The sequence below is a fragment of the Xenorhabdus sp. NBAII XenSa04 genome (genome assembly GCF_963866145.1).
In the GTDB taxonomy this organism is placed as follows: Bacteria; Pseudomonadota; Gammaproteobacteria; order Enterobacterales; family Enterobacteriaceae; genus Xenorhabdus; species Xenorhabdus indica.
Genome location: NZ_CAWMEB010000093.1, coordinates 1 through 11,186 on the forward strand (window position 1 = coordinate 1; position 11,186 = coordinate 11,186).

Genomic DNA, 11,186 nt, shown 5'->3' on the forward strand with positions numbered 1-11,186 from the left:
GACCATTTCCTGCTCAGTGCGGCAATTTGATGCACCAGTTGCTGATGTTCAATCATCACGCCTTTTGGCGTACCGGTAGAACCGGAGGTATAAATCACATATGCCAGATGCTGTGGAGTCAGGGCAAGTATCTGTGGATTGAATACCTGTGAATTCGGCTGGTCTGGCAACGCATTAGGATCGAGTACCGTTAAATCAGCAATGGCTTTCTCACCTAAGGCGAGGCGCCCGGCCTTATCCACCAGCAGGATAACAGGCTCTGCTTCCGTCAGAATATGCGCCAGGCGTTCACTTGGATAATCAGTATCCAGAAATACATAGGCTCCGCCCGCTTTTAACACGGCCAACAGCCCTATTACCATCGCTGGTGAACGTGTTACGCAAACCGCTACCCGTTGATCAGGAGTTATGCCTAGCGTGATCAATTGATGTGCTAACTGATTAGCCCTGGCATTCAGTTCCGCATAACTGAATTTTTGCTCTTCATACACGAGTGCTGTTGCATCCGGGGTTTTTTCTGCCTGTTGTTCAACTAACTGATGAATATACAATGTGTCAGGATATGGGGTTTCAGTTGTATTCCACGTTTCCAGCAATAACCTGCGCTCCACCGACGACAGGATATTGATTTCCGTGACCCGTTGTTGATGATCAGCCACCATGGCTTGCAATACTGTATGTAAGTACCCGATATGCCGCTCGATGGTTGGCTGATCAAACAGAACCGTAGCATAATGCAGTGCTCCAACTATCTGCTCATTCTCCTCAAACAAGCTCAGTTCGAGATCAAATTTAACTTTATTAACAACCTGATCCATTGGAGTGACGGCCAGTCCCGGCAATTCCCAATCCTGAGGCTCATTGTTTTTCCCGGTAATGTTTTGCCCAGTAATACTTTGTCCGGTAAAGCTTTGTCCGGTAAAGCTTTGCCCGGTAAAATTTTGCCAGGCAAACATCACCTGAAACAGCGGCGTATGGGCTAATCTGCGCGGTGGTTGCACGATTTCCACCACTTGTTCAAACGGCAGGTCCTGATGTTCCTGTGCTGTCAGTGCAGTTTGCCGGACACGCATAAGCAATTCGGTTACATCTGGCGCCCCCGATAAATCGATACGTAAGGCCAGCGTGTTAACAAAAAACCCGATTAACGATTCTGTTTCCTGACGATTTCTGCCTGCACTTGGGGTGCCTATCACAACATCATCCTGACCCGACAAACGTGACAAAACCGTGGCCCAGGCTGATAACAGAATCATAAATAGTGTGACACCGTGTTGCTCACCCAGACGTTTGAGAGATATCGTTAATTCTGTACCCAGATTGATAGAGACAGCATTCCCGGAAAACGATTGTTCAGGTGGGCGGGTTCGGTCAGTCGGTAAATCCAGCAAGATGGGCGTATCGGCCAGCTTCATCTTCCAATAATCGGACTGAATTTGTATCCGTTCTGCCGATAACCACTGGCGCTGCCATGCCACATAATCAGGATATTGAATCGCCAATGGTGGCAAGGGATTGGGTTGCCCTGTCAGAAAAGCGGCATAGAGGGCACTTAACTCACGCATCTGTACCCCAACAGACCAGCCATCTGACACGATATGGTGTTGAATCAGCAAAAAGACGTAATCGTTGTCAGTCAGTTGTATCAGATTAGCGCGGATTAAGGGTCCCTCGGTAAGATCAAATGATGCTTCTGTTTCTTGTACACATAAATGCTCAAGCTGTTCATGCATATCAGCAACTTTACGCAGATCATGTCTTTTCATCGGCAAGCCTGATTCTGTCGGTAACAATTTAACCTGAGGTTGACCATCAATCGTGATAAAGACCGAACGCAAAGCCTCATGGCGGGCAAACAGAGCATCAAGTGCCTGCCGCCAGGCATCAATATCAAGCTGACCATGCAAACGCAGAGCTATCGGGATATGGTAGATTTCACTGATCCCCTCAAACTGGGCTAAAAACCATAGACGCTGTTGAGCAAATGATAACGGTAATTGATCTCCACGAGAGACCGGTAGGATAGAGGGGAGTCTGACTTTCTGATCCCCTAATCGCCCCTTTATCTCCTCAGTAAAAGCAGCCAAAGTCGGGGACTTAAATAATGTGGTCAACGGTAATTCAACACCCAAGGCCACTATCCGGCTCATCATCCGTACTGCCAGCAGCGAATGCCCCCCTAAGGCAAAGAAATTATCATGTCGCCCCACCTGCTTAACTTTCAACAATTCTTGCCAGATAACGGCCAGAGCAATTTCCATTTCTCCTTGTGGCGCTTCATAGATCTGACGGGCAAAAGCCTTATCATCTGGAGCCGGCAATGCGCGACGATCCAGCTTGCCATTTGGTGTTAACGGCAGTGACTCTAAACGGACAAAGGCCGCCGGCACCATATACTCAGGCAAAAGAGCACTGACGTAATCACGCAGACGCTTAGCCAATCCGTCATCAGGCTCAGCCACAACATAGGCAACTAAACGTTGCTCCTGCCCTTCTCCCAATGCCAGCACCACCGCCTCACTCACAGCCGGATGCTCAGTTAATCGTGTCTCAATATCTCCAGGTTCTACCCTAAAGCCCCGGATTTTGATTTGATAATCATTGCGGCCCAGGAATTCCAGATTTCCATCCGGTAAGTAACGCACCAAATCCCCTGTTCGATACATCCGCGTATTGGGGCTATCGCTGAACGGGTCAGATAAAAAACGTTCTGCCGTCAGTGCTGGCTGGTTCAAATAACCCCTGGCTACAGCCGCACCACCAATATACAATTCTCCCACCGCGCCTAATGGCACCGGATGACCAAAGTTATCCAGTAAATAAAGCCGAATATTGGCAAGGGGGCGACCAATCGTCGGGCAAGGGTGCGCAGGTTCTATAATTGCCAATGTTGCATCCACTGTACATTCGGTTGGACCATAGACATTATAGGCTGTCAAGAATGGGATATTCGCAACAGCGTGCCAGGTTGGAGGAGATATGGCTTCACCGCCAACCCATAGCACCAGGGGTTTGTTATGTCGGTCTAACCCCGCAGCCAGCAACATTTCTAATTGCATCGGTGTGCAATCTATTACATCAAGATTAGCCGTGGTTAGAAATTGCAAAAAGGCCGTACTATTGGCTCGTACATCTTGTGGCACAATGACCAACGTATAGCCATTCAACAGACTCAATAAGTTTTTCACTGCTGCATCAAATGAAATACTGGCGTTCAGGCCAATCCGGGATACAGATAATTTTGCAAAAATACGTTGTGTCAGTGTTCCGTGTAAGTTCAATACAGAGCCATGCTCAACCATCACGCCTTTCGGCGTACCAGTAGACCCGGAGGTGTAAATGACATAAGCCAGATGCCGTAAAGTCAATGTCTGTATTTGTGGGTTACTGTCCGATTGATCTGGCAATGAATTCGGATCAATTACAGTCAGTCCGGTAAACGCTTTTTCACCCAGCGCTATCTGCCCCGCCTGATCAACCAATACCACTAACGGGGCCGCATCACTTAAGATATGCGCTAAACGTTCACTTGGATAGGCAGGATCCAGTGGTACATATGCCCCACCCGCTTTCAGCACCGCCAGCAATCCCACCACCATAGCCAGTGATCGTGTGACACAAAGGACTACTCGCTGCTCTGGTACAACACCTAATGCAATCAGTTGATGGGCTAGTCGGTTAGCACGGGCATTCAATTCCGCATAGCTGAGCGTCTGTTCTTCATATACCAACGCTGTTGCATCCGGGGTCTTCTCTACTTGTTGTTCAAATAATTGATGAATACACAACGAATCGGGATACGCTGTCTCCGTGGCGTTCCAGGTTTTCAACAACAACGTGCGTTCAGTTTCAGGCAGGATTTCTAATGCCCGTACTGGTGTTTCCGGGGCCTGTTCAAGTGCCTCCACCAAACTTTCCAGTGCCTGCTGCATATAGCTGCATATCCTTGCCGGGTCAAACGGCTGCTCGACATGAGCGGTCAGACCCAATGCGTCTCCAAACTCTTCCACCGACAGGGCAAACGGATAGTTAGTACGTTCCTGTTCACCCAGGAATTCAACGCCATCCAAGATTTCATCCGAACCTTCCGGCAGTAAGTTATACCGATAGTTCAACAAGGTATTGAATAACGGCAAGCCACTGGCAACTCCGCTGCAACGCTGAGCCAATGCCAGTGAAGCATGTTCGTGTGCCAGCAATCCGGCCAGTCGGGTATGTACTACCCGGACACTATCCCGTACCGGAGTCTCATTGATATCTAAACGCAGCGGCAAGGTATTGATAAATAATCCCATCCCGTTGCCCGCTCCTTCCCCCGTCTGCATACGTCCAAACAACACGGTACCGAATACCACTTTTTCCTGCCCGCTGGTACGCGATAACACTTGCGCCCAGGCAAGGTGGCACAAGGCAGCCAAACTCACTCCCAACCGTCTGGCCTGAGTACGCAAACGATCATTCAATGCGGCCGCCAGCATCTGGTGATATTCCATCACTTGAGAGCCATCACTGTGTACTTCCGTTACCCCAAATGACAACGTTGGTTCCTCCACCTCCGCCAACATATCGGTAAAGAAACGGGTGTGCTCTGTCTGGCTGGCACCCAATCGGGCTTGGGCAACCAGATTGCGGAAAGGCGTCGGAGCAGGCAGGCTATCTTCCTGCTCAGCAAAACAGACCTGAACTTCATGGTTCATCACTTCCATCGTTACATGATCACCAACCAGATGATGCAGCAATTGTAATGCTACCCAACGGCCATCAGCTTCCTGGGCGACCACAAAACGCAGCAGCGGTGCTTGCCCCAAGTCAAGACGATAATGAAGCGGATCAAAACGTTGAATAAGCTGGTCATGGACGGCCCCATCAGCAGGATCTAATTTCAGCTCAGTCACGGACAAAAGCGCCTGACGCCAAACCACCTGAGCCGGGCTTGATAACCCTTGCCAAACAAAAGCGGTGCGCAAGATATCATGACGATCAACCACTTTTTGAGCTGCGGCCAGATAGCGATCCAACAACGATCGACTATCAAAAATTATCCGGTTGGTTAACAGATACGGGTCGCCTTTTTCCCTCAACAGATGGTGGAATAAAATGCCATCCTGTAATGGTGACAGGGTATAAATATCTTGAATATTAGCGATTCCCCCCGGCACCTGACTGACCAGCCTATCAATGTCTGCCTGTTCTATATCAATCAACGGTAACATTTCCGGCGTGATCCGTTCACATTCATGGCTTATCAGGTTTGGCGGAATAGCAAAGGTATCATCCACTTTTGTCAGCAAAGCGGCCTGTTCTGCCAGTACCGGACTGGAAAACAGCGCTCCGGCTTGTGCGGTATAGCCTTTCTCCCGCAACAATCCCATTAGTTGTACTATTGACAACGAATGACCACCTAATGCGAAGAAATTATCAAATCGACTGATTTTATTGATACCCAGTAACTGGCTCCACATCGCTGCCAACAGGTTTTCTGTTTCGCTTTGGGGGGGCTGATAATACTGACGCTGATAAGCGGTGGCATCTGGTGCCGGCAGTGCCTTTCGGTTAAGTTTACCATTAGGCGTCAGTGGGAAATGTGTCATCACCATAAACGCAGCCGGCACCATATATTCGGGTAGTACAGACAACAGATATTGACGTAATTCTGCCGTAATCTGATCAGATTCATCACCTTGCACCAAGACGATATAAGCCACCAGCCGTTTATCTTCCCCATTCCCTGCATGAGCAATAACAATCGCTTGCTGCACCGCCGGATGGGTTTCAAGGCAAGTTTCAATTTCACCTAACTCAATACGGAAACCACGAATTTTGACCTGATGGTCATTACGCCCAAGATATTCAATATTGCCGTCATTATCATAACGGGCTAAATCGCCGGTACGGTACATGCGGGCATCCGGTTTTGAATAAAAAGGATCTGTTAAAAACCGTTCTGCTGTTAGCTCTGGTCGATTCAGATAACCGCGGGCAACACCGATACCACCAATATATAATTCACCAATCGCCCCCAAAGGGACCGGCCGTTGTTGGTTATCTAATAAATAAATACGGGAATTGGTAATGGGCTTACCTATCGGCACTACCTGATCCTCAAAATGATCGGGACAATGCCAGTATGTCACATCAATTGCGGCTTCAGTCGGGCCATATAAATTGTATATCCTGACCCAAGGCATCAATGTCTGGCACTGCTTCACTGTAATAGGATGTAACGCTTCGCCGCTGCAAAACAGGTGTTTTAGCGTTAAACAACGGGCCACATCCGGTTCTTTTAAGAATGCGGTCAACACCGAAGGCACAAAATGCAGAGTGGTTACCTTCTCCTGATTGATTAATTCAATCAACTGAGAAAGGTTTTTCTGTTGTGCTGTGGTAGCCAATACCATTTTGGCGCCACTCATGAAGCTACAAAACAGCTCCCAAACAGAAACATCAAAGCTAAACGTGGTTTTTTGCAAAACCACGTCGTCAGGGGTGAGTTGATAAGTTTGCTGTATCCAATACAACCGATTTATCACACTACGATGCTCATTCTGCACACCTTTCGGGTTGCCGGTCGAGCCTGAGGTATAGATAACATAGGCCAGATTACGTGAACTGAGTCCCATAACACAGGGATTCTCTGCCGAGAATTCAACGTTCTCCGACAGAACAGTACCAATATCCAACTGTTTTTTTGTCGCAGAGATGTCATACAACTTATCTGCACCGATATCGTCATGTAATAGTAAAACAGGAGCGGCATCATCAAGAATATAATGAAGACGTGCTGATGGATAACTGGGATCAAGCGGCACATAAGCCCCGCCCGCTTTGAGTATTGCCAGCAAACCAATAACCATCAGGGGTGTTCGGTCAACACAGATAGCTACGCAACTATCCGGCACTACCCCTTCAACAATCAACCGATGGGCTAAGCGATTAGCCTGTTGATTCAATTCAGCGTAACTCAGAATACGATCATTAAATACCAATGCAGGTGCATTTGGCGTTTTCGTCGCCTGTTGCTCAAGTAATTCATGAATACAATATTCGGCGGGGTAATAACCCGCGGTGTCATTCCATTGATTTAATAATAGTTCTTTCTCAGTTGCTGACAGAATATCGAGATCTTTAAGGCGCTGAGTCACATTGTTTGTAATAGTGTGTAACACAGTAAGACAGTAATTTATCTGGCGTTCTATAGCTTGTTTTTCAAACAATGTCGTAGCATAGGTTATTCCCCCAACAAGCTCATCATCTCGGTGGAATATAAACAGCTCAATATCTGATTTTATGCAATTAGATCTGTAACCCATGGGTGACGTTTTGATTCCCTCCAGTTCAAACTCTCCATCATAAAAATCTGGCCAGGTCATGATAGCCTGAAAAATAGGTGAATCAGCGACATGAGATCCCGGATTGATGATTTCAATAAGGTGCTTAAACGGAATATCCTGATTATTTTGCGCATCAATAACAGTATGATTTACCTGTGAAAACAGTTCTGCAACGGTGGCATCATCATCAATATCAATCCGGATTGGTAAAATATTGGCTAAGGGCCTCACCGTTTTTTCTGTTCCTGTTATATTTCTATTCGTAAAGGAGGTCCCTATAATGATACTGTCCTGCCCTGAAAGGCGATGAAGCACAATCGCCCAAGCCGTCATGATTGTCTCTAATAGTGTTATTCCGTGTTCTTGGCTAATTTGTTTAAGCTGATTCGTGAATTCTTTATCGAGCGTAAACGAACAGGTATCTCCTTTTGAGGATAACTGATTAAGTCTGGGAGATATTGTCGGTAAGGTGAGTAAAGGAGGGGCATCAGCAAGTTGTTGCTGCCAATATTCACGTTGTATTGATATCTGTTCTTCAGTCCAGCTAATTTCATTAGCTTCGTGTTGAGCAATAAGAGGTAAAGAAAGCGTTCGATGATTCAGCAGGTCATTATAAATGACACATAATTCATTAATTAAAATTTTAACAGATAAGTTATCAACAATAATAGGATGGAGATTTAACAAAAAGATATATTCATCATCTTTCAATAATACTAACAATACCCTTAACAAGGGTCCCTTCGCAAGATTAAAAGACGTGTTAAGTGTGTTATCAATAATCTGAGCAACCTTATTTTCTTTGTCATCAGAGGTGCGAATATCAGAAATTAGAAAAAGGCTTTCAATATTTTTGCTCAGAGTATTAATCACTGATTCATGATCATCTTCAACTAATGTTGATAATAATGCATCATGCCGAATCAATAAAATATTTAAGGCCTGGTGCAATAGTTCAACATTTAAAATACCACTTAGTTTATAATATACTGATACATGGTGGTTTGCAGGAACATAATGATCTGGCCGCATGTGTTTTTTTGATACCGATAAATATTTTCTATCACGTCCGCTTGCCGAAGTCATCACCTTATCATTTTTCATTTATAATTCCTCATGTTAATCATATCAAAAAGAACACCAAATACTGAATATTTAAAAACCGAAGCAATCATTAACTCGTTTTTTCTTGCGACCACTTTAACTTTATCACATGTTTGATATTGATTTATTTGAGGTTTCTATCATTATTTCATTATTAATAGTCTTAACTTTAAATTCACAATAGATATATTTTAATAAACACAAAAACAATTATATTACACTATTAACACTAGATGGTTAGTTTATTGTTAGTGAATATTTTTTAATTTTAGATATTGAGATGTCATATAATCAATCATCATCACGAAATTCATTATACTTGTTGATATTTTTGTTTGTTTTCCTGAACTGAAATCATATGATATTTAGCATGATACATTTAACATGTATGTTATCATTACCTTTTCGCATAAAATTCTTAACGTTGAGCCCTTCCTTTTCCAATAAAGCAATTTTTCAAACAGTAGGGAAATGTAAATACCCATGAAGCTTTTTACGCCATTATTGATGTACCGAGGATTACCTAAAGATATATATTTTATTGCATTAGCAAAATTTGTTCTTGGTCTTGGAAATTTTATTATACCATTCATTATTCTTTTGCTAACACAAAAACTTGGGTACTCAACAACAATAGCCGGCGGGTTAGCTATGGGAATAACTGCGCTTTTCCTTATAGGTAGTCTTATTGGCGGTAAAATAGCTGATTCTTTCGGGCATAAAAGAGTGATGGTATATGGAGAAATGGCCGGTTCATTGGTTCTAATTGTTAGCGGTTTTTTTTCAGACTGGCCTGTGATGCTCCCTGTTTTACTTTTTTTAAGCTATTCCTTTTATGGCCTGTCTATTCCTGCCAGTAATGCACTTGTTGCAGATATATCGTCTCCAAATAATCGCAGTGCTGTTATGTCATTAAGTTACCTTGCATACAGCTTAGGCTCCGGCATTGGACCTATATTGGCTGGCTACCTTTTTTGGAACTTTACAGCCTGGGTTTTTTGGGGAAATGGGATTGCGAGCTTAATCGCTGTTCTCATCGTTTTATTCGGTGTAAGCAATCATATTCGCGATCATAAAACCAGTGAAATAGCACTTTCAGAACTTGAAAAAGCGACTGACGGTTCAGTATGGAAGGTGTTTAAGGAGCGACCCAGATTACTTATTTTCGGTGTCTTGTGTACTTTTCTTTGGTTTGCCTTAAATCAAATGACAATAACCACTCCCCTCTACTTAAGCCATTTATTTGACAAGCAAGGTCCGATTTTATACGGACAATTAATGACATTTGTAAGCATTTTAGTGGTTGTTATTACACCGGTAATAATCAGGTTAACGTCAAATTTATGCGACATTAAAAGTCTTTCCATCTCCGGTTTTATTTTTGCACTAGGATATAGTTTGATACTATTTTATAGTTCAGTCAGTATGCAGTTTATAGCGTGGTTTTTCCTTGCTATTGGAGAAATTCTACTTTTAACCAAAGAAGGTGTATATTTGGCTAATCACTCTCCAAGCAGCCATCGTGGGCGTATAAGCGGGATATTGACAACAATCAGACACATTCTTCTTATGCCTACCTATATTTTAATCGGTGCTTATATTCAATCATATGGATATGTGAGTACTTGGAGTTTGATCATCATTGCTTCATTAATAGCTGGAATAACATGCTGGCTTTTTTCAATTCAACAAAATAAAGTTAAAAAATGACATCTTAAAGAGGCATCTAAAAAATCCGGTATCAATGGTTTATACCGGATTTTTATCGTCAGGTTAAATTAATACTATTGCTTTGCCGTTCTCAAAATATCCATTTCCCCAATCCGTTTTTGAGAGTCATTTACCATGGCTTGCAGCACAATAAGAAAATGGTCAATGTGCCGCTCTATGGTCGATTGATCAAACAGAGCTGTGGCATAATTTATCGCTCCGGCAATCATGCCATTCTCCTCAAAAAACTCTATTTCGAGATCACAGTGGATAATATGTAAATCATGAATAACCGATGACACTGTCAGCCCCGGCAGTGTCCAGTGGGGATCTTCATAATCCTGCCAGGCAAACATCACCTGGCACAACGGTGTATGGTCTGGCCCGCGTGGCGGCAGAACACTTTCCATCACCTGCTCAAACGGCAAATCCTGATGCGCCTGTGCCGCTAATGTGGTTTGCCGCACTTGTGCCAGCAACTCCGCCACCGTCAGATCATCCGAAACCCTCGTGCGCAACGCCAGTATATTCACGAAGAAGCCAATTAATGGCTCCACTTCCTGACGACTGCGGCCAGAACTGGGAGTGCCAACAATAATATCCTCCTGACCAGACAAACGCGATAAGACCACCGTCCAGGCAGACAATAATGTCATAAATAACGTGACATTGTGCTGCGCACTCAGGCGTTTCAGGGCGGCTATTAATTCCACATCCAAATTGATGGGTAAAACCTGCCCGACAAACGACTGCTCAGATGGTCGTGGCCGGTCTGTCGGCAGATTCAGCAGAGCCGGTGCATCAGCCAACGCCGTGCGCCAATAGTCAGCTTGTGCCTGCATACGTTCAGCGGAAAACCACTGCCGCTGCCAGGCTGCATAATCAGGGTACTGGATCGCCAGCGCGGGTAAAGGATCCGGTTGCCCGGCCAGAAAAGCCGTATAGAGCGTGTTCAGTTCAGCTATCAGCACTTCTTTCACTGACCAGCCATCGGAAATAATATGGTGCTGTGTCAGCAAAAACTGATAGTCGTCATCCGCC

At 44.7% G+C, this 11,186-nt stretch carries 3 protein-coding genes; 1 reads left to right on the forward strand and 2 read right to left on the reverse strand.

The genetic code is table 11. The features are described from left to right. Positions 1 to 8,435: non-ribosomal peptide synthetase (locus AAC147_RS05545; RefSeq protein WP_156115436.1), on the reverse strand; the 8,435-nt coding region annotated here is incomplete at its 3' end. A gap of 483 nt (positions 8,436 to 8,918) precedes the next feature. On the opposite strand from AAC147_RS05545, the gene AAC147_RS05550 reads away from it, so the two are divergent. Then, positions 8,919 to 10,145, forward strand: coding sequence for an MFS transporter (locus tag AAC147_RS05550; protein ID WP_187649570.1), 1,227 nt, complete (start codon positions 8,919 to 8,921; stop codon positions 10,143 to 10,145). Positions 10,146 to 10,219: 74 nt separating this feature from the next. Here the strand turns inward: AAC147_RS05550 and AAC147_RS05555 are convergent. Then, positions 10,220 to 11,186 (reverse strand): condensation domain-containing protein (locus AAC147_RS05555; protein WP_047685844.1); only part of this gene is annotated, 967 nt, incomplete at its 5' end.

Bases quoted from the DNA above. Each gene is read 5' to 3' on its own strand.
- AAC147_RS05550 (WP_187649570.1), top strand. From the start codon at position 8,919: ATGAAGCTTTTTACGCCATTATTGATGTACCGAGGATTACCTAAAGAT.